Source organism: Streptomyces sp. NPDC036815 (genome assembly GCF_055609205.1).
Genome location: NZ_JBVJPW010000005.1, coordinates 273,449 through 292,742, shown reverse-complemented (window position 1 = coordinate 292,742; position 19,294 = coordinate 273,449). Strand labels below are relative to the sequence as shown.

Below are 19,294 nucleotides of genomic sequence, written 5' to 3'. Positions count from 1 at the left end.
CCGCCCGAGCAGCCTCAGGGGCGATATCAGGGTTCGTCCAGGGTCGTCCCGACTGCCGCGGCGGGCCCGCGGCCGTCACCATGGACACATGACAGATCAGCAGCCCGCCGAGACGGAGACCGAGGCCGCCCTCCGCGATGTCGTGCGCACCGCGTACGGCGAGCCGGGCGGTCCCGCGAGCGGTCACGCGGGCAGCCACGCGGCGGGCTCGGCAGCGGCGTCAGGCGCGGCAGCCCCTCCCGCGGAGGATCGGAAGTTCCGTCGCGACCGGCGGCAGAAGAAGATCGGCGGCGTGTGCGCCGGTCTCGGCCGGCACTGCGACATGGACCCGGTGATCTTCCGCATCGGCATCGCCGTGCTGGCGATAACGAGCGGCGTCGGCCTGGTGCTCTATGGCTTCGCCTGGCTCTTCGTGCCGTACGAGGACGAGGAGGAGAACGAGGCGCGCAGGCTCCTCTCCGGCCGGGTCGACGGGCAGGCGCTGACCGCCGTGCTCTTCGCGCTCGTCGGCTGCGGCGTCTTCCTCACGCTGCTGCACAACGGCGGGGCGCTCACCTTCGCCACCGTCCTAGCCCTGCTCCTCGTGGGGGCGGGGTACTGGTCACGGCAGCGCGACACCCACGACACCGACCCTGTGGCGGCTCAGGCCGCGGCGGACGCCCCGCCAGAGGCGAAGGCGCCGCCCGTCGCGGTGTACCCCTCTTGGTGGCGCGACCCGATCGTCAAGGACGGCACGCACGTCGGGATGTCGGGCTATTTCTGGGGCCCCGAGGGCCTGGACATCGGCTATGAGCCGACGGCGCACCGGGGCGTGCCCCGCGGGGCGGCCGAGGCCGCTCCGACGCCCGCGCCCAAGCCCCGCGGGCCACGCTGGATCGGCGGCATGGTCTTCCTGGCCGCGCTGCTCGCGGGCGGCCTCGGCACCGGTCTGACCTGGGAGGGGCACCCGCTCGGCACGACGTTGCAGGCGGGTCTCGCCTGCGCGCTCGCGGTCTTCGGCCTCGGCATCGCGATCAGCGCCTTCGCCGGGCGCACCGGCGCTGGGTCGATCGTCCTCGCGGTGCTCACCGCCGGCCTGCTCGCCGGCGCGGCGGCCCTGCCGAAGAACATCACGACGCATTACTCCCGCACGGACTGGATACCGGCCACGGCGACGGACGTCCGCCCCCGGTACGAGGTGGGCCTCGGCAGAGGCACCCTCGACCTGAGCAAGGTCGAGCTCGGCAAGGACAGGACGCTGTCCACCCGCGCCGAGCTCGGCGCGGGCGACCTCAGGGTGATCGTGCCCAAGGACGCCACGGTGCGGCTGGACGCGGAAGTGGGCATCGGCGACATCGTGTTGCCGGACGACAGAAGCGAGGACCTGGACATCGCTCCGGGCCGCGAGAAGAAGGTGACGCTGCGGCCGCCCTCGGGCAGCAAGGACGGCGGCACGATCGATCTGCGCCTCGAAGTCGGCGTCGGACAAGCGAAGGTGACCCGTGCTACGTCATGAATTCCACCCCGGCAAGCTGGTGGCAGGGCTCTCCCTGCTCACGGTCGCCGTCGTGTACGCGGGCGACGCGGGCGGCGCCTGGGACACACCGTGGTTCGTCGCCCTGCCGCTCGTGATGGCCGGTCTGTTCCTCGCGGGCGTGGCGGCGGCGGTCCACGGAATACGCCCGAGAGGCACGGCGCGCGCGGGTGACCGGTCGCGGGACACCAACGCGTCGCGGGACTAGTCGCGGGGCCGGACGGCCAGAGGGCTGCGGTGCCAGAGGGCTAGGGGCTGGTCTTCTTCCTGCGGCGGGCGGCGAGGAGCGCGTCGAGGGAGAAGAGCGAGGCCCCGGCGAGCACCAGCGGCAGCCATGCCATCAGGTATGCCAGGTCGTTGCCGTAGTAGTAGGGCTCCTCGTGCCAGCTCATGGTCAGCCAGAGGCTGAGCGAGATGAGCGCACCGCCGAGCGCGGCGACCCGGGCGAACAGGCCGATCAGTGTGCCGATGCCGACGGCCAGCTCACCGAGGGCGATGGCGTAGCCGAAGCCGACGGGGTTCTTGAGGGCCAGGTCGACGAGAGCGGGGATCGCGGAGAGGTCGCGGATGCCCTCCATCGTGGCGCCGATCGAGCCGGAGCCGCTCGCCTGCATGAAGGCGCTGTCGGTGAGCTTGTCCAGACCGGCGTAGATGAAGGTGACGCCCAGGAAGACCCGCAGGGGAAGCAGGGCGTAGCGAGTGGCGGTGTCGCGCCACTCGTCGCGCCTGAGATGGCGGGTGGGGCCGATGTGGCTGTCCGTCCGCATGCCGTGCGCCATGGCACTCCGCCTCTCGCGTGGTCCCGTCTCTGACGATACGTACGAAGCGAGGCCGCTGCTCACCGACGTGCGGCGGATTTTCGAAGATCGGTCCGGAAGCCACAGGGGGAGGCTTTTGTGTCAGCTGAAGCAGGTCGGGAGAGACACGCGGGGGCGGGGCCGCGCGGGTGGCCGCGCCGGGTGCTGCTCGGGGTTCTGCGCAGGTGGGGACGCCGCCGGGGCGGGAGACCGGTGGGTCAGTCCGTGACGTCGATGGTGACGCGGTTGGTCTCGACGCCCGCGGCCGTGACGACCTGGACCTCGACGCTGCCGGGCTCGACGTCGACCGGGACGGGCACGGTCAGTACGGCGTCGCTCGGATTGGCGAAGCCGCCGGGTACGGGTACGAGCGGTACGTGGACGTGCACGGCGCCGATGCGGACGACCGTGCGGGCGAGCCGGTCGGCCTCCCCGGCGCCGGGCGGGACGAAGCCCGCGCCGCGGATCTCGATGTCGTCACCCGTGCGGATGGGGGCGTCGAGGTCACCGGCCTCCCGGGCGCGGACCACGGAGAGGATCACGGGGCGGCCGCCCTCGGCGTACTTCCCCGCCAGATACGTCGCGGCCGAGACCAGCACGAGCACGGCGAGCCCCCACGGCAGATCGGGCAGCTGCTCGGGCCGCCGCGCGAGGCGTACCGCCGCGAAGACCATGGCGACGGCACTGACCAGGACGTACTGCGTGTCGGTGAAGCTGCCTCGGCCCGCGTCGTCGGTGAGCGGGTCGGCGGCCCTCGGCCGGTCCGCGCGCACCTTCTGCAGGCGCTGGCCGAGCACCCGCAGGCCGACGATCCTGCGCACGAGGACGGCGACCGCGCACACCACGGCGAGGACGGTCAGCGTCCCGGCGGCTCGGGCGAGTTCGAGGCCGGAGATCAGCTCGTCGCGCTCCCGGTGCCCCGAGGCCGCGGCCAGTTCGCCCGTGAGGACGAGCACCGCGAAGACGACGAGGAGCACCCAGCAGGCGGCTACGGTGCGCGAGGTGGAGAGCCGGTTGTCCTCGCCGAGCAGCGGCGCGAGGACCCCGCCACGTGCCCGGTGCGCGTACGCCGCGCCGGTCAGCAGCCCGCCCACGACCAGCGCCGCCAGGAGCCCTGCCGTGCGCGCGGACGTCCAGCCGCCGCCGATCGCGGTGAGCGCCTGGACCAGGAGCAGTACGGCGAAGGCGACCCAGACCACGGCGAGCGTGCGCGTCCACAGGCGTCGCAGCCAGGCCTCACCCTCGGCCCTGCCGCGTTCGGCGACATCGCGTGCCGACTGCGTGAGTTCGTCCGACACCCACTGCCGGGAGGCGCCCGCCGAGTGGGCGACGGCAGCGGGGAGCCCCTCTCCGGCCGCGTATTCGTCACGCTTGGCGAGGAATACGGCCACGGCGCGCCGGTGCCCCTCGCGCGCCCCGTGCGGACAGCCGCCGCACGTGCAGCCGCCCCCGTGCGCGTCCTGCCTCGCCTCCTGCACCGCCACCGCGTACGCCGCCTTCCCCACCCTCGAAGCCCCTGGGGGCCCTCGCGAACTTCCTTGCAGAGAAGGGGAATTGTGCCGTACTGGAGGACGAACACATCCCCGGGGTCAGGTCAGCGGGGGTGAAGGGCCCGGCCCGGCGTTGACGTCCAGGTCAGGCCAGCAGGTCCGGCTCGCTGCGGCTGATGTCCTGCCACAGCGACTGGTAGTTGATCCACGCCACCAGGTCGCTGCCGAGCTGCTCGCGCGTCTGCACCGCCTGCTTGTGGCCGATCATCACGGGGCGGCCCGCGGCCCGCGCGCTCAACTGGACCTGGCAGGAGCGTTCCATGGAGATGAACCACCAGGCGGCGGCGTCGACGGAGTCCCCGACCGTGAGCAGGCCGTGGTTGCGCAGGACGACCGCCTTGTGGCCGCCGAGCGCGGACGCGATCCTGCGGCCCTCCTCGGCGTCGACGACGACGCCGGTGTAGCCGTCGTACAGCGCGTGGCTCTCGTAGAAGGCGCAGGCCTCCTGGGTGATCGGGTCCAGGAGTTCGCCGAGCGTGGAGAGCGCGCGACCGTGCAGCGAGTGGCAGTGCGCGACGGCGACCACGTCGGGCCGCGCCAGATGCGCCTGGGCGTGGACGGTGAACGCGGCCTGGTTGACGTGGTGGCGCCCCTCGACCACCTGCCCCTCGGCGTTGGCGAGGACGAGGTCGCTGACGGTGACGTGCTTGAAGGGCATGCCGAAGGGGTTCACCCAGAAGCAGTCGGTGTGCTCCGGGTCGCGCGCGGTGATGTGTCCGGAGACCCCGTCCTCGTACCCGAGCCGACCGAAGACGCGCAGCGCGCCGGCGAGCCGCTCCTTGCGGTGCTGCCGCTCGTCGGCCACGGATTCGTGGACGGGCGGCATCGCGAACTGCAACCGCTCGACGGGTATCGGTGTGGGCGCCTGCATGTGTCCTCCATCTCTGGCTGTACGAGGCGGAAGGTACCGGTGGTGCGTACAGGTGAACAGAGGGGCGCCGACGAGGCCCGTGGCAAAGACGACAGAAGGTGTCGGGTATCCGCGCCAGACTCCCCGTATGCCGTCCACACGCAGGTCTTTCACACCTATGTCGTCCACACCCATGGCGCACAACTGGGAAGCCTTCGCCGCGGCGGAGCCGGATCTCGCCCACACGGTCGAGCGGCGCTTCGCCGCGTTCACCCACCACGTCCTCGCGACGCTCCGCAAGGACGGCTCGCCGCGCACCACCGGGATCGAAGTCCGTTTCCTGAACGGCGAGTTGTGGCTCGGCATGATGCCGAACTCGTTCAAGGCGCTCGACCTGCGCCGCGACCCGCGCTTCGCGCTGCAGGCGAACCCGGGGCCGGGCACCGAGATGGCGGGGGGCGACGTCCGGATCGCGGGCCGCGTGATCGAGGTGCGGGACCGGGAGACCGTCGCGCGGTACACGGAGGCGGTCGAGCCGCCGGACCCGGACGCGTTCCACCTCTTCCGCGTCGAGCTGACGGAGGTGGTCCGCACGTACATCGAGGACGAGAAGTACCTGGCGGTGCAGGTGTGGAAGCCGGGTACGGCGACGCGGGTCACCCGGCGGACCTGACCGGGAAAGCGGAACGGCGCCGCCCACAGGTCTGTGGACGGCGCCGTCTCAGGCGTGCGGGGAGGTCACTCCCACTCGATGGTCCCCGGCGGCTTCGACGTCACGTCGAGCACCACGCGGTTGACGTCGGCGACCTCGTTGGTGATGCGCGTCGAGATCTTCGCGAGGACGTCGTACGGCATGCGGGTCCAGTCGGCCGTCATGGCGTCCTCGGACGAGACGGGGCGCAGGACGATCGGGTGGCCGTAGGTGCGACCGTCGCCCTGGACACCGACGCTGCGGACGTCGGCGAGCAGCACGACCGGGCACTGCCAGATCTCCCGGTCGAGACCGGCCGCCGTCAGCTCCTCGCGGGCGATGGCGTCGGCCTCGCGCAGCAGGTCGAGGCGGTCCTTGGTGACCTCACCGACGATGCGGATGCCGAGGCCGGGGCCGGGGAAGGGCTGACGCTGGACGATCTCGTCCGGCAGGCCGAGTTCGGCGCCGACCATCCGGACCTCGTCCTTGAACAGCTTGCGCAGCGGCTCGATGAGCTGGAACTCGAGGTCCTCGGGGAGGCCGCCCACGTTGTGGTGGGACTTGATGTTCGCCGTGCCGGAGCCGCCGCCGGACTCGACCACGTCGGGGTAGAGGGTGCCCTGGACCAGGAACTCCACCGGCTGGTCGCCGGGGGCGTCGGCGATGATCTCCGCCTGGGCCTGCTCGAAGACGCGGATGAACTCACGCCCGATGATCTTCCGCTTCTCCTCCGGGTCGGAGACCCCGGCGAGCGCGGCGAGGAACCGCTCCTGGGCGTCGACGACCTTCAGCTGCACGCCGGTCGCGGCGACGAAGTCCTTCTCGACCTGCTCGGTCTCGTCCTTGCGCATCAGGCCGTGGTCGACGTACACGCAGGTCAGCTGCGAGCCGATGGCCTTCTGGACGAGGGCGGCGGCGACGGCGGAGTCCACGCCGCCGGACAGACCGCAGATCGCGCGCTTGGTGCCGACCTGCTCGCGGATCGCGGCGACCTGCTCGTCGATGACGTTGCCGGTCGTCCAGTTGGGCGTGAGGCCGGCGCCGCGGTAGAGGAAGTGCTCCAGGACCTGCTGGCCGTGCGTGGAGTGCATGACCTCGGGGTGGTACTGCACGCCGTACAGCTTCTTCTCGTCGTCCTCGAAGGCGGCGACCGGCACGACGTCCGTGGACGCGGTGACCGTGAAGCCCTCGGGCGCCGCGCTGCACGCGTCACCGTGCGACATCCATACGGACTGCTCGGTCGGGGTGCCCTCGAAGAGGGTGGACCCGGCCTTGGAGACGGCCAGCGGCGTGCGGCCGTACTCCCGCGCGCCGGTGTTGTCGACGGTCCCGCCGAGGGTCGTCGCCATCAGCTGGAAGCCGTAGCACATGCCGAAGACGGGGACACCGGCCTCGAAGAGCTGACGGTCGACGGTCGGCGCGTGCTCCGCGTACACCGACGAGGGGCCGCCGGACAGGATGATCGCCGCGGGCCTCTTGGCGAGCATCTCGGAGACGGGCATCGTGCTCGGCACGATCTCGCTGTAGACCCGGGCCTCACGGACGCGACGGGCGATGAGCTGGGCGTACTGCGCTCCGAAATCGACGACCAGAACGGTGTCGGGAGCGGCGGCAGCGGGGGGCGCTGATGGCACGGCGGCGGCCTTCCGGCGTTGAGCTTGAGCGGTGCGTGAGCAGAGGCTCGTGCGTGAGCAGGGGGACTGTATTTGTCGATTCTACCGGGCCCGGCAGGACCGCCCTCGTCGTATCCGACAGGCCCCGCGCCGCGGGCCCCCGCCGCGGGCTCGCCGCCCGGACGGCCGTCTCAGCATCCGAGCCGTACGGGAACCCGGATTGACCGGCCGTGCGCGCGTGGGGGCATACTGACCTCGTGACCAAGCACCTCAGCTTCCTCTTTACCTATGGCAACCGGCCTGCCGGCTGCCATGGTCGAGCTGCTTGATCCTCTGACAAGCGACTTACCGGGCGCCCCGGGCCGACAAGGCCCGGGGCGCTCTGTCGTGCGCGGGCCTTGCCGCTCCGGTGCACCTCGGCCACCACGGACCACAAGGAGCCCCGCATGACCGCCACGACCACCGCCACCGCCTCCGCCGACAAGACCGGTGCCCGCACCCCCGAGGCCGCGGGCGTCATCGAGAACGCACGGGAGCGGATCGACACGCTCGACGACCGGATCATCGGGCTCATCCAGGAACGGATGGCCGTCTCGGCCGTCATCCAGGAAGCGCGCATCACCTCCGGCGGCCGCCGCGTGAACCTCTCCCGCGAGATGGAGATTCTCGGCCACTACAGCGACGCGCTCGGCAAGCCCGGCACCACGCTCGCGATGACGCTCCTCGAGCTGTGCCGGGGACGCGTCTGACCACCGCCGGTGACGCCTCGCGGGGAGGTCTGCGGGCCCGTGGGAAGCTGCGGAACTGAGTTCGGGTCCGTTCTCACCCGTACGGCGCGTGACCGGTTCCGGGCGGGCTTCGTTGGTCCCGGTGTCCGTGTCAGCCAGGGGCGGGCCCGCAAGAACCACGCGTGGCTCCGCTGGGGCGATGAGGCGTAAGGACCGAGTCCGGACGCCGTGGGACCTCGCTCCAGTGATGTGACCGGACGGCAGGGGACAGCAGCCCGGTCACCCAAGAGAACGGTCGGCTCCGGGGACGCCCGGGGCCGGCCGGCCTCCGTCCCGACACCTCACCCCTTCCCTACAGGGGTGGCTGAAACAGTGTGGTCGAAACGGTTGCGCCGCCGACGACACATCCAGCACGATGCCTGGAAGGGCGGGCGCCCAGCCCCCCGTACAGCTTCACTGCCAGTGGTCGATACCACGTGAGCGCCCCCGGTGCGCCGGGTCGGCCACCGGCGCCTCGACCAAGCGGCGCACTCCCCCCGGCGCCGCCCCGAGGCACCGACGCCGCCCTGACGTCGGTGCCGAAAGCCAAGGGCCCCGCGGATCCGTCCCGCGGGGCCCTTCGCTCTGGTCCGGCGCTTCCCGCTACAGGCTCGCCAACTTGTCCACCTGCGCCTCGACGATCTTCTTCGACACTCCGAACTTCTTCTGCTGGAGCAGGTTGATCGAGTAGAAGGCCGCGAGCGTCGAGCCGCTGCGGACGACGGTGAAGCTCATCGGCGTCTTCTGGCCCTCGATGAGCCCCACGACCTTGTACGCGACGCTCTCGTCGCCCGCCTTCGGGGCGGGCAGGGCGGCGACGTCGCGGTACTTGGAGTCCGCGTGCTCGTAGGCGGTGCACTTCTTCGTGGCCGTCCGCAGGCCGTCCATGATCTCCTCGGCGTCGGCCTGCTCGTGCGCGAGCAGGGCGAGCGAGACCACGGTGGGATCCAGTTCTTCCGCGTCGGTCAGGGTCCGCCCGACGCGGGACTTCGCCGCCGACTGGCTGGCGAACATGAACATGTCAGCGAAGGGCTGGCAGGCGGCCGGGTCCGCGGGCACGGTCTGGGACGGCATGTCCGCCGCGGACATCTTCTCGAACTTGTAGCCCTTGAGGTCGCCCTTGGCGAGCACGGCCTTCTCCAGGTCGGCGGCGGACAGCGCGGGCGCCTTCTCGCCGCCCGCCTTCGCCCCGCCCGCCTTCTCGTCCTTCTTCGAATCGGCCGCCCCCTGCGCGGACTTGGCCGAATCCGACGACTTCTTGCCGTCATCGCCCCTGTCACCGCTGTCGCCACTGCCGCCGCCGCACGCTGCGGTCAGGCCCAGCGCGACCGTGACGGACGCGGCCACGACGGCCCGAGACACAGTTGACTTCACGTTTCCTACCTTCAGCTCACACCGCACGGACGACGGTCCGCGCCGAGGCGCAATGAAAACGCCAAACACACCGCTCTCACCAGCGATTTCCGTAACGATCAGAAACCGCCGAAAAGGTTGTACGCGGCGTGTGTGAGTTAGGCCGTGCGTCAGACCGTGCGTTAGGCCGTGAGCTTGGCGAGCTGGGCGTCAATGATCTTTTCGGCCACCTTCGGGTCCTCGTCCGCCGTGGGCGAGCGGAGGCCCTCCGTGCCGTCCTTCGCCGCTTCCCTGTCGTTCTGCACGCTCTCGGGGTCGTACAGGTTCGACGCGTCGAAGACCGCGAGCGTCGAGCCGTTGCGCACGACGGTGATGCTTTCGCGCGTCACGTAATCGCCCTTGCGGTGGGCGGCCTTGAACGAGACGGCCTCGTCGCCCTTGTCCGGTGCGGTCAGTGGTGCGAGGCCGACGTAGCGGTCGTCGCCGACGCGGAACGTGGTGCACTTCTTCGACTTCGACGCCGTACGCAGGCCGGCCATGGCGCGCTCGGCCTCGGCCTCGGTGCGGCGGGACAGGTCGACTCCGGTGGTGGTCGGTTCCTTGTCGTCGGCCGGGGTCAGAACGCGGCCGACGTGGGCCTTCGTCGCCCCCGGGGCGGCCCCTGCGCCGAGCGCGAGGGCCAGCGGGGCGCACCCGGCGGGCGAGGGCTTCCCGGCGGATGGCGCGGCGGGCCCGGCCTCCGCCGGGTCCGATGCGTCCGACGCGTCCGGTGCCTCCACGTCGTAGCCCTTGACGTCCTTTGCCGTGAGGGCCGCCCGCTCCAGCGCCGAGGCACCGGCGGGCCGCTCGGCCGGTTTCCTGTCGCCGTCGCCGTCGCCGTCACCGCTGCTGCAGGCGGCGCTCGCGCCCAGGACGGCCACGAAGGAGACGGCCACCACGGCCCTCGACACAGCTGACTTCACGTTCTGTTCCCCGTTCACCGAAAGCCATGACCGCCGTGACCTGCGACGGCTGCCATGACGTACGACGGAGGAAGATCAATTCTGGTTCCGCGGTGATGCGGGTGATGCGAGGGTCTCGCGGGCCCCTCTCACCAGCCCCACATCCAGAAGCGGAACGGGCTGAGCAGGACGATCGCGAGGGCCATGCAGCCGACGACGATCACCACGCTCCACACCCGGCGGCCGCGTTCGGACCGCCCGCCGCGGCGCGGCCCCGTCGGCGCCGCGCGCCACTCCTCGGGGCTCCAGCGGGCGGACTCGGCCTCGCGCCTCGCGCGCCTGCGGCGCAACCGCCCTGCCTGCTCGACCTGTTGGCGCGCGGCCTCCTCGTCGAGCCGCCGCAGCCTTTCGGCCACCATGCGGGCCCGCGCGGACGGTTCCTTCGGCGCGGTCGAGCGGATCTCCCGCTCGCTGTCGTTCTCGAACCTCTCCCACACCTCGTCGGGTATGGCCACGCTGTCCCCTCCCCTGGGTCTGCTTCCCTGCGTGCTCTCGCCCTGTGAGCGGGGGCAGTTCTACGGCACCGCGTCACGGCGGCACAAGTGATGTGAGTCACGACACATAAGGGTTCTGTGAATGCGGGACAACCATTCACAGAGATCACGGGTCATGCATGCGTAACAACGGCCACACCCGCGTCTCCACCGCGGAGGCCCCACCTCCGTGCTGCCGACCGGGCAGCGCGCCGGACTTCCTGAGGTCTTCATGAAGCTTCGTCGTGCCATGGCTGCCGCGGCCGCTACGGCTGCCATAGCCCCGATCGCGCTGCTGTCGGCTCCGGCCGCCTTCGCCACCGAGGGCACCGCCCCGACTCTGGCCGCCGCGGAGTCCGGGACGCCCTCGCAGACCCCGCCCGCGACGCCTTCGGCGGACAGCACCCCGCCCGGCACGCCGGACCCGGCCGCGACCCCCGCGCCGCCCGCGACTCCGGCGACGCCCGCGGCGAAGCCCGCGCCGACCAAGAAGTCGGGCGAGCTCCCCGAGGTCCCGGACGCGGAGGACCCCGCCGAGCCCGAGCCGGACGAGTGCCCGGTCGACGAGGACGGCGTGGACCCGGAATCGGAGCTCGAGGTCGACCTCGTCGGCCTGCCCAAGAAGCTCGTCCCCGGCAGCGGCTGGCACGAGTTCGAACTGACCGCCGCCAACCCCACCGACGAGCCGTTCGGTGAGGTCCGGTGGACCACGTTCGTGAACAACTTCCCCGACGGCGAGGACAAGAAGGACTGGCTGCGGACCTACACCGAGCTGCAGTTCCGCGACCCCGAGACCGACAAGTGGACGACGATCGACAGCAAGCTGGACGACGGCCTCGCCTACGGGACCACGGAGCTCGACGCCGAGGACGAGGCCACCATCGAGCTGCGGGTCAAGATCGACGCCGGGGCTCCGCTCGGCAAGGCCTACGCGATCGGCATGGGCAAGTACGTCGACTCCGATGACGACTGCATGCACAGCTCGGACGCGTACAAGCCGCTCAAGATCGTCGAAAGGACGGACAGCGGCGACGAGGAGCCGGGCGAGTCCACGCCCACCCCGGACGCGACGCCGTCGCCGTCGGCCGAGGTGACGAAGCCCGCCGCCGGGACGGAGCCGCAGGGCGGCGCCAAGGACGACTCGGACACCGGCAGCCTCGCCGAGACCGGCTCCAGTTCGATGCTGCCGACCATCGGTCTCGTCGGCGGTGTCGCCGTCGTCGCGGGCGCGGGCGTGGTGTTCGCCGTGCGCCGCCGCAAGGCCGACTCCGCCGTCTGACACCGGACGGCACCTGATCACGCGGAAGGACCTGCGCTCGGAGGGGGGTGCAGGTCCTTACGTGTGTCCGGGGCTCCCTCACACGAGTCCGGGGCCCCCGGCCCGTCAGCTCCTGGGCGGCACCGTCGGCATCCCCAGGAACGGCAGCCGCAGCGCGCCGAAGGCGTCCGCCGGAACCGCCGGGGTCTTCGGCTCGACGGCCGCCAGCCGTACGTACTGCCCGCCCTGCGCGGGACGCTGGTCCTCGCCGCCCTTGTTGGGCCAGAACGACATCGCCCGCTCCGCCTGCGCGGTGATCGTCAGGGACGGGTTCACGCCCAGGTTCGCGGAGACCGCGGCGCCGTCGACGACGGAGATGCCGGGGTGGCCGTAGAGCCGGTGGTAGGGGTCGATGACGCCCGTCTCCGGCGAGGCGCCGATCGGGCAGCCGCCGAGGAAGTGCGCGGTCAGCGGGGTGCCCATGAGCTCGCCGATGTTCGAGCCCGGGAAGCCGTTGATCTCCTGGGAGAGGATCGTCGCCGCACGGGTGGCCTCCGGTATCTGGTTCGGGTTGGGCGCGCCGTGGCCCTGCCGGGCGGTGAGCAGCCCCTTCCCCAGCCCCTTCTCCTTGCGGTACGTGGTCAGGGAGTTGTCGAGCGACTGCATGACGAGGCCGATGATGGTCCGCTCGGACCAGCGCCGGTTGGAGAGCGAGCGCACCGCGAGCAGCGGGTGGCGGGCCATGTTGCCGAGCCATCCCGCCACGCGGTCCTTGCCGCCCTTCAGGCTGTACGGGACCTGGAGCAGCGTCATGCCGCCCATCGCGTTGGACTTCCTGCCGTAGCGGACGGGCTCGATGTGCGTGTTGGCGTCCGGGTGGATCGACGAGGTGATCGCGACGCCCCGCGTGAAGTCGACCTTCTCGCCGCCGTGCCGCTTGCGGTAGCGGCGGTCGGTGGTCTGGGCGCCGACCAGGGCCTCGGAGTTGGTGCGGGTGAGCGTGCCGAGCCGCCGGGAGATCCGCGGGAGCAGGCCGGTGTCCCGCATGCGGTGCAGGAGGGTCTGGGTGCCGTACGTACCGGCCGCTATGACGACCTTGCGGGCCGTGAAGGTGCGGCCGCTGCTCTTGCGCTTGTTGTCGGTGGGCAGGGTCGAGACGGCGAAGCCGCCCCGTGAGTCCTCGGTGACGGCGACGACCGACGTCATCGGGTGGACGACGGCGCCGGCCTTCTCCGCGAGGTACAGGTAGTTCTCGTTCAGGGTGTTCTTCGCGCCGTGGCGGCAGCCGGTCATGCATTCGCCGCACTCGGTGCAGGCCTTGCGGGACGGCCCCGCGCCGCCGAAGTAGGGGTCGGGAACTTCCGTGCCGGGTGCGGCCGTTGAACCACCGTCCGCGTCCTTCTCGTCGCCGAAGAAGACACCGACGGGCGCCATGTGGAAGCTGTCGCCGACCCCCAGCTCCCGCGCGGTGGCCTTCAGGTGGACGTCCGAGGGCGTCATCGTCGGGTTGAGCCGCACCCCGAGCATGCGCTTGGCCTGCTCGTAGTAGGGGCGCAGCTCGTCCTGCCAGTCCGTGATGTCCTTCCACTGCGGGTCGTTGAAGAACGGCGCGGGCGGTACGTAGAGGGTGTTGGCGTAGTTCAGCGAGCCGCCGCCGACCCCGGCGCCCGCGAGGACCATCACGTTGCCGAGCAGGTGGATGCGCTGGATGCCGAAGAGACCGAGCGCGGGGGCCCAGAGGTAGTTCTTGAGGTCCCAGGAGTTCTTGGGCAGGGTCGCGCGCGTGAAGCGGCGCCCGGCCTCCAGGACGCCGACGCGGTAGCCCTTCTCCGTCAGGCGCAGCGCGGATACGGCTCCGCCGAAGCCTGAACCGACGACGATGACGTCGTAGTCGTACGACGCGTCGGCCGCGTCGCCGCCCCTGTTCTGGACAGAGTTCTCCTGTGACATTGGCTCTCCTCGTCAGAATTCCCGCAGGCCGTCTGTGGTTGCTCGCGCAGTTCCCCGCGCCCCTTCAGGGCGCGCCCCCGGGGCTCGGGTCAGCGGAGGCGGAACGCCTTCATGACCTTCAGGCTGGTCGTCATGAACGCGGCGTACTTCTCGTCGTCCAGGCCGAAGGACGGCGCGAGCGGCATGATCCGCTGGGTGGCGACGGTCTGCGCCTCGGTGTACTTGAGGATGCCCTCGGAGCCGTGCCTGCGGCCGAGGCCGGAGTCCTTCATGCCGCCCATCGGGGACTGCACGCTGCCGTAGGCGGGCGCGTACCCTTCGTTGACGTTGACGGTGCCGGTGCGCAGGCGGGCGGCGACCTTGCGGCCGCGGCCGCCGTCCTTCGTCCAGACCGAGGAATTCAGGCCGTACGGCGTGGCGTTGGCGAGCTCGACCGCTTCGTTCTCGTCGGTGAAGCGGTAGATGGAGACGACGGGGCCGAAGGTCTCCTCGGTGCAGACCGCCATCGGGGCCTCGACGCCGTCCAGGATGGTCGGTTCGAAGAAGTAGGGGCCGATGTCCGGGCGGGCGACGCCGCCCGCGACGAGCGTGGCGCCCTTGGCGACGGCCTCCTCGACGTGCCGGGTCACGGTCTCCAGCTGCCGCTCGCCGACGAGGGAGCCCATGTCGGCGCCGTACGCCAGGGACGTGCCGAGCCGCATCGCCTTCGCCCGTTCCGCGAAGCGCTCCACGAACCGGTCGGCGATGGACTCGTGCACGTACAGCCGCTCGATGGAGATGCACAGCTGGCCCGCGGACGAGAAGCAGGCGCGCACGGCGCCCGCGGCGGCCTTGTCGATGTCGGCGTCGTGCAGCACCAGCATGGCGTTCTTGCCGCCGAGTTCGAGGGAGACGCCGACCAGGCGGGCCGCCGCGCCCTGGGCGACCTCGCGGCCGGTGCGGGTGGAGCCGGTGAAGGAGACGTAGTCGGCGTGCTTGACGAGTTCGGGGCCGACGACGGGGCCCTCGCCGAGGACGACCTGGAAGACCTCGGACGGCAGGCCCGCCTCGATGATCAGGTCACGGGCCCACAGGGCGGTGAGGCAGGTCTCCGTGTCGGGCTTCATCACGAGCGCGTTGCCCGCGACGAGGGCGGGCAGCGCGTCGCCGATGGACAGCTCGAAGGGGTAGTTCCAGGGGGCTATCTGCCCCACGACGCCGCGCGGTTGGCGGTTCTCGGTGACCTTGGTGAGGACCGGGACGACGCCGGTGTGCCGCTTGGGGCTCAGGTACGCGGGGGCCTTGCGGCCGTAGTGCCGGGCGGCGACCGCGACGGCCTGGATCTCCTCGTGGGCGTGCAGCCGCGCCTTGCCCGTCTCCAGCTGGATCAGGTCGAGGACCTCGGCCTGGCGCTGGAGCACCAGGTCGTGGAAGCGCAGCAGGACGGCGGCGCGCTGCTTCACGGGGGTCCTGGCCCAGGCGGTCTGGGCGGTGCGGGCCCGCTCGAAGGCGGTGGCCACGTCCTCGGGGGTGGACTCGGGCAGGTCGGCCAGCTTCTCGCCGGTGAGCGGCGTGTGGTTGGCCGTCCGTCCCGATCCGACGACGTCACGGGTGAGCTGGGCGATCAGCTCGGGCGTGACCACGTCGGCGGCGGTGCGCGCGCCTTCGGGGGCCGGGGCGGTCGGGTTCGTTCCGAGGGGCGCTGCGGTGGCCTGCGAGTCCGTCATGCTCGTGAGAGTAGGCCTACGTCAGGGATTTGGGTACCCATCGGTAATGGGCTTCACCGACCACTCACACGACGCCAGTGATTGCTGGCGACAAAGCCGCTGATCAGCGCGTTGTTGCGGGCCGCGCCCCTCGGCGCACGTTTTTGGACACCGTGCGGAACCCGGTCTCAGAGCTTGTCCGGCGCCAGCTCCGCGACCGCCGTCCTCGCGACCTCGCGGCCGCGCGCCGTGAAGTCGCCCTTGGCCGGATAGCTGACGACCATCCGGTACATGTCGCCGCTCTTGGTCCGGTAGTAGAAGGCCTTGAGCTCGCGGGGGCGCGGGTTCTGACTGTCGGTCGTGGAGTACGTGACGGTGTTCTCCGCCGCCTTCTCCCCGCGGAACTTCGTCTCCTGCGGTGCGGTCCTGGGAGCGGGATCGGAGGCCATGCCCAGTTGGTAGGCGCCGGACTCCTTGAAGTCGGCGTCTTCGTCGTACATCTGCGCCGCCGCGGTCCCGGCGATCTCACCGTCGTCCTCCGCCTTCTTGCGGAGGGCGAGGCTGATCGAGATGCTGCCGCTCGGGTCGGTGTAGGCGACCCAGTGCTCCTTGGCCTCCGAGTTGTCGTCCTCGGACTTCTCGTACCCCTGGGGCGCCGAGACGGTCGCCGCCAGCTCCTTCACGTCGTGCTTCTGCCAGCCGTCCGTGCCGTCCGAGCCCCCGAAGGGGTTCAGGGCCACCAGGACGCCCGCCGCCACCGCGGCGACGACCACACCCGCGACGACGGCGAGCGCCTTGCGGCTCAGGAAGATCCCCTTGCCGCGGCCGCCGTCACCGTCGTTCGTGACGGTGACGACCTGGGTCGGCGCAGGCTGCGGCGGCCGCGCCGCCTCCTCCAGCAGCGCCCGCACCTGCGCCGCGTTGGGACGCTGGGCCGGATCCTTGACGAGGAGCCGGTTGATCGCGTCCGCGAGCGGACCCGAGGCCGAAGCGGGCGCGGCGGGCGTCGCGTTCAGGACCGACTGGAGCGTCGCGGGGGTGTTGTTGCGACGGAACGGCGAGACGCCCTCGGTCGCCGCGTACAGGACCACGCCCAGCGACCAGAGGTCGGAGGCGGGCCCCGGCCGCTGCCCGAGCACCCGCTCCGGAGCGATGAATTCCGGCGAGCCGACGAAACCGCCCGTGTCCGTCAGATTGGTCTCGCCCTCGATCTGGGCGATGCCGAAGTCGGTGAGGACGACGCGGTCGTGGCGGCCGAGCATGACGTTGTCCGGCTTCACGTCGCGGTGCAGGATGCCCGCCTGGTGCGCGGCGTCCAGGGCGTTCAGGACGTCGAGGCCGATGCGCGCGGCCTCCCGGGCGCTCAGCGTGCCCTCCTGGAGCGCGGCGCCCAGGGATCGGCCCTGGACGAGCTCCATCACGATCCAGGGCTGGCCGTCCTCCACCGCCACGTCGTGCACGTTGACCACGGCCGGGTGGTCGAGACGGGCCGCGGCACGCGCCTCGCGCCGCATCCGCTCGAAGACGTTGGCCCGCTCCCGCTCGGGGAGGTGGTCGGGGATGCGCGGCTCCTTCACCGCGACCTCGCGGTCCACCGTCTCGTCCTTGGCGCGCCACACCGTGCCCATGCCGCCGTGGCCGAGCTTGGCGAGCAGCCGGTAGCGGCCCGCGATGCGCCGGCCCGCGCCGGGCTCGGACCCGGCCGCCGCCCGGTCCGGCACGACCTGGGTCGGCCCGGGGGCGGACGCCTGCCGGGGCGGCTGCGCCTGGTGGGCGGGCTGTGGCGGCTGCGCGTACGGGTTGTCGGGGAGAGCGCCGGCACGGTGGTCCGACTGCCCCGGAACGCCGGGCTGTTGCGGTGGCTGAAGGCCGAAACTGGTGGGTTCGTACGGCCCGTAGGAGGCTCCCCCGTCATTACTCATGCCCCCATGAGTACCTTGCCGGGCACCCCGGTTTCCAGCCAGGTCGGCTCCTTGTGACCGGGGCGATGCACGCGGCCCGCCCGCGTCCGGCGGACCTCGACGGCGTACGGGCCTCGGAGCCTCGGTCAGCGGCGTACGAACGTGTCGACCGCCGCGTCGAAGTACCGCCTGGCCTGCGCCGTGTCCCCGACCGGCGCCGACACCCAGACGTCGAACGTCCGGCCGCCCTCCGCCCAGCACAGGTCGAACGAGTGCCGGGCGCCCTCCCGCTCGCTGAAGCCGTCCCAGGTGAACTCCCACAGGGCGGCCGGTCTGCCGTTGCGCGTGGTCTCCGTGACGCGGCCGTCGCGGTAGCCCGGGTTGGTCCGCGGCCCCGCGGCGTCGGCGCGGCGCTGCGCGGCGAGCGGGCCGCCGCGCTCACCGGCCGACTCCCTGATGCCGATGCGGTAGGTGCCGCCGGACGAGACGTAGAAGACGCGGGGCCCGTCCACCTCGCGGCGGAAGCCCATGGGGACGGCGAGCGCGAAGCCCTCGGGGTCCTTCGCGATCCGGTAGCCCTTGGGCGCCTGGGGCGAGGACGGCTTCGGCGAGGGGGACGTCACGGTGACCGTCGGCTCCGCCGTGACCCGTGACGCGGAGGAGGACGGGGGTGCCGTGCCGCCGCCGTCACCGTCCCTGCTCAGCAGGAGCGCCGCGGAGACGCCCGCGCCCGCGGTGGCGGCGGCCAGCGCGGCGGCGATCAGGACGACCCGCCCGTGCCTGCCGTACGGCTTCGCGGACCCCGCCGGGGACAGGCCCGCGGGGAGCTCCCACAGGGTCGGCGGATGGCTGCCCCGACCCGGCCGCCCCGGCAGGCCGGGCAGCACGGAACTCGGTCTCTCCCGTACGGGCGTCGGCATCCGCCCCGTCTCGACGTACGTCCGAAGCAGCACCGACGCCCCGGCCGCGTCGAGCCTGCGGTCCGGGTCCCGGTCGAGGAGGCCGAGCACCACGGGCAGCAGCGGCGCGGCGGCGGGCGGGGGGCGTATCTCGTCGTAGACCACCGCGTGCAGGACGCCGCCGATCGAGTCGCGGCGGAACGGCGACTCCCCGGCCAGCGCGGTGACCAGCAGCGCGCCGAGCGACCACAGGTCCGACTCCGGCCCCGTCCGCTCCCCCGCCATCCGCTCGGGCGCGGTGAACTCCGGCGACCCCACGAACGAGCCGACCTCCGTGAGCGTCGTCGCCCCGCTGAGCTGCGCGATCCCGAAGTCGGTGAGCACGACGCGGCCGGTCGCGCGCTCCATCAGCACGTTGGCGGGCTTGAGGTCGCGGTGCAGGATGCCCGCCTCGTGCGCGGTGCCCAGGGCGCCGAGCAGGTCGATGCCCATCTGCGCCACGGTCGCCGCGTCCAGCGGGCCGCTGCGCGCGATCCGCCCGGCCAGCGAACCGCCCTCGATCAACTCCATCACGATGTACGGCTGTTCGTCCTGCACGACGACGTCGTGGACGACGATGACGTGCGGATGCCGCAGCTGCGCCACCGCCCGCGCCTCGCGCAGGGTCCGCTCGCGCTGCTGCTCCGCCTCGGCGTCGGAGAGGGTCTCGTCCCGCGCCAGCTCCTTGACCGCGACCTGCCGCCCGAGGAGCAGATCGGTCGCGCGCCACACGACCCCCATGCCACCCCGGCCGAGCCGCGACTCCAGGCGGTAACGGCCCGCGATCACACGGGGGTTGCCACCACCGGCGCCGGCCCCGCCGGCACCCGCCGCACCGGCGTGGTCTCCCAGGCTCCCCATGCGGCCATCATGCCCCACACGTGCGGGAAGGAAATGGGGCCGAACACGCCGCGGGCCGGTTCCGGCCGCTGCTCCCAGCCTCCTCAGAGGTGG

Annotated in this window: 16 protein-coding genes; 5 read left to right on the top strand and 11 right to left on the bottom strand. The window is 71.9% G+C overall.

Annotated features, from left to right (window positions below; genetic code table 11):
• Nucleotides 1-88 precede the first annotated feature (88 nt).
• Both ACZ69I_RS14460 and ACZ69I_RS14455 read left to right on the top strand, forming a co-directional pair.
• Entirely contained in the window at nt 89-1,495 is a 1,407-nt protein-coding gene (locus ACZ69I_RS14460) for a PspC domain-containing protein (protein WP_470832344.1), read from the top strand.
• Nucleotides 1,482-1,721 (top strand): hypothetical protein, encoded by a 240-nt coding sequence (locus tag ACZ69I_RS14455; protein WP_467670338.1) that lies wholly within the window; start codon nt 1,482-1,484, stop codon nt 1,719-1,721. The genes ACZ69I_RS14460 and ACZ69I_RS14455 overlap by 14 nt, the downstream gene beginning before the upstream one ends.
• Before the next feature lie 40 nt (nt 1,722-1,761).
• On the opposite strand, the gene ACZ69I_RS14450 is transcribed toward ACZ69I_RS14455, so the two are convergent.
• The 3 genes from ACZ69I_RS14450 to ACZ69I_RS14440 all read right to left on the bottom strand — a co-directional run bounded on the left by ACZ69I_RS14450 (nt 1,762) and on the right by ACZ69I_RS14440 (nt 4,731).
• Nucleotides 1,762-2,292, bottom strand: a complete 531-nt coding sequence (locus ACZ69I_RS14450) for a DoxX family protein (RefSeq protein WP_470832343.1) — start codon at nt 2,290-2,292, stop codon at nt 1,762-1,764.
• A 236-nt stretch (nt 2,293-2,528) separates the two neighbouring features.
• Nucleotides 2,529-3,794: a hypothetical protein gene (locus ACZ69I_RS14445; RefSeq protein WP_470832453.1), complete on the bottom strand. Its 1,266-nt coding sequence runs from the start codon at nt 3,792-3,794 to the stop codon at nt 2,529-2,531.
• 151 nt (nt 3,795-3,945) lie between these two features.
• Nucleotides 3,946-4,731, bottom strand: a complete 786-nt coding sequence (locus ACZ69I_RS14440) for a class II aldolase/adducin family protein (RefSeq protein ID WP_467670342.1) — start codon at nt 4,729-4,731, stop codon at nt 3,946-3,948.
• Between the two features lie 172 nt (nt 4,732-4,903).
• Between ACZ69I_RS14440 and ACZ69I_RS14435 the strand changes: the two genes are divergently transcribed.
• Nucleotides 4,904-5,383 (top strand): pyridoxamine 5'-phosphate oxidase family protein, encoded by a 480-nt coding sequence (locus ACZ69I_RS14435; protein ID WP_470832452.1) that lies wholly within the window; start codon nt 4,904-4,906, stop codon nt 5,381-5,383.
• Between the two features lie 65 nt (nt 5,384-5,448).
• On the opposite strand, the gene guaA is transcribed toward ACZ69I_RS14435, so the two are convergent.
• Nucleotides 5,449-7,035 carry a glutamine-hydrolyzing GMP synthase gene (gene guaA, locus ACZ69I_RS14430; protein WP_467670344.1) on the bottom strand — a complete coding sequence of 529 codons (1,587 nt, stop codon included), beginning with the start codon at nt 7,033-7,035 and terminating at the stop codon, nt 5,449-5,451.
• A 425-nt stretch (nt 7,036-7,460) separates the two neighbouring features.
• Here guaA and ACZ69I_RS14425 point away from each other — a divergent pair, with 425 nt between their 5' ends.
• Entirely contained in the window at nt 7,461-7,763 is a 303-nt protein-coding gene (locus ACZ69I_RS14425) for a chorismate mutase (protein WP_470832341.1), read from the top strand.
• A gap of 621 nt (nt 7,764-8,384) precedes the next feature.
• On the opposite strand, the gene ACZ69I_RS14420 is transcribed toward ACZ69I_RS14425, so the two are convergent.
• The 3 genes from ACZ69I_RS14420 to ACZ69I_RS14410 all read right to left on the bottom strand — a co-directional run bounded on the left by ACZ69I_RS14420 (nt 8,385) and on the right by ACZ69I_RS14410 (nt 10,590).
• The gene (locus ACZ69I_RS14420; protein WP_470832340.1) at nt 8,385-9,155 is read right to left on the bottom strand and encodes a hypothetical protein; all 771 of its coding nucleotides are present in this window, start codon (nt 9,153-9,155) and stop codon (nt 8,385-8,387) included.
• A gap of 161 nt (nt 9,156-9,316) precedes the next feature.
• Nucleotides 9,317-10,096 (bottom strand): hypothetical protein, encoded by a 780-nt coding sequence (locus ACZ69I_RS14415; RefSeq protein ID WP_470832339.1) that lies wholly within the window; start codon nt 10,094-10,096, stop codon nt 9,317-9,319.
• A gap of 128 nt (nt 10,097-10,224) precedes the next feature.
• Entirely contained in the window at nt 10,225-10,590 is a 366-nt protein-coding gene (locus ACZ69I_RS14410; protein ID WP_467670352.1) for a hypothetical protein, read from the bottom strand.
• 250 nt (nt 10,591-10,840) lie between these two features.
• On the opposite strand from ACZ69I_RS14410, the gene ACZ69I_RS14405 reads away from it, so the two are divergent.
• The gene (locus ACZ69I_RS14405) at nt 10,841-11,887 is read left to right on the top strand and encodes an LAETG motif-containing sortase-dependent surface protein (RefSeq protein WP_470832338.1); all 1,047 of its coding nucleotides are present in this window, start codon (nt 10,841-10,843) and stop codon (nt 11,885-11,887) included.
• A gap of 105 nt (nt 11,888-11,992) precedes the next feature.
• Here ACZ69I_RS14405 and ACZ69I_RS14400 read toward each other — a convergent pair whose 3' ends face one another.
• From ACZ69I_RS14400 to ACZ69I_RS14385, 4 genes are all read right to left on the bottom strand, one after another.
• The gene (locus ACZ69I_RS14400) at nt 11,993-13,816 is read right to left on the bottom strand and encodes a GMC oxidoreductase (protein WP_470832337.1); all 1,824 of its coding nucleotides are present in this window, start codon (nt 13,814-13,816) and stop codon (nt 11,993-11,995) included.
• 89 nt (nt 13,817-13,905) lie between these two features.
• Complete coding sequence (locus ACZ69I_RS14395) at nt 13,906-15,522, bottom strand: succinic semialdehyde dehydrogenase (protein WP_470832336.1); 1,617 nt, start codon at nt 15,520-15,522, stop codon at nt 13,906-13,908.
• A gap of 167 nt (nt 15,523-15,689) precedes the next feature.
• Nucleotides 15,690-17,423, bottom strand: coding sequence for a serine/threonine-protein kinase (locus ACZ69I_RS14390; RefSeq protein ID WP_470832335.1), 1,734 nt, complete (start codon nt 17,421-17,423; stop codon nt 15,690-15,692).
• A 125-nt stretch (nt 17,424-17,548) separates the two neighbouring features.
• On the bottom strand, nt 17,549-19,201 hold the full coding sequence (locus ACZ69I_RS14385) for a protein kinase domain-containing protein (protein ID WP_470832333.1): 1,653 nt from the start codon (nt 19,199-19,201) through the stop codon (nt 17,549-17,551).
• Between the last annotated feature and the right edge of the window lie 93 nt (nt 19,202-19,294).

Bases quoted from the DNA above. Each gene is read 5' to 3' on its own strand.
- ACZ69I_RS14460 (WP_470832344.1), top strand. From the start codon at position 89: ATGACAGATCAGCAGCCCGCCGAGACGGAGACCGAGGCCGCCCTCCGC.
- ACZ69I_RS14450 (WP_470832343.1), bottom strand. From the start codon at position 2,292: ATGGCGCACGGCATGCGGACGGACAGCCACATCGGCCCCACCCGCCAT.
- ACZ69I_RS14440 (WP_467670342.1), bottom strand. From the start codon at position 4,731: ATGCAGGCGCCCACACCGATACCCGTCGAGCGGTTGCAGTTCGCGATG.
- ACZ69I_RS14435 (WP_470832452.1), top strand. From the start codon at position 4,904: ATGGCGCACAACTGGGAAGCCTTCGCCGCGGCGGAGCCGGATCTCGCC.
- ACZ69I_RS14425 (WP_470832341.1), top strand. From the start codon at position 7,461: ATGACCGCCACGACCACCGCCACCGCCTCCGCCGACAAGACCGGTGCC.
- ACZ69I_RS14405 (WP_470832338.1), top strand. From the start codon at position 10,841: ATGAAGCTTCGTCGTGCCATGGCTGCCGCGGCCGCTACGGCTGCCATA.
- ACZ69I_RS14400 (WP_470832337.1), bottom strand. From the start codon at position 13,816: ATGTCACAGGAGAACTCTGTCCAGAACAGGGGCGGCGACGCGGCCGAC.
- ACZ69I_RS14395 (WP_470832336.1), bottom strand. From the start codon at position 15,522: ATGACGGACTCGCAGGCCACCGCAGCGCCCCTCGGAACGAACCCGACC.
- ACZ69I_RS14390 (WP_470832335.1), bottom strand. From the start codon at position 17,423: ATGAGTAATGACGGGGGAGCCTCCTACGGGCCGTACGAACCCACCAGT.
- ACZ69I_RS14385 (WP_470832333.1), bottom strand. From the start codon at position 19,201: ATGGGGAGCCTGGGAGACCACGCCGGTGCGGCGGGTGCCGGCGGGGCC.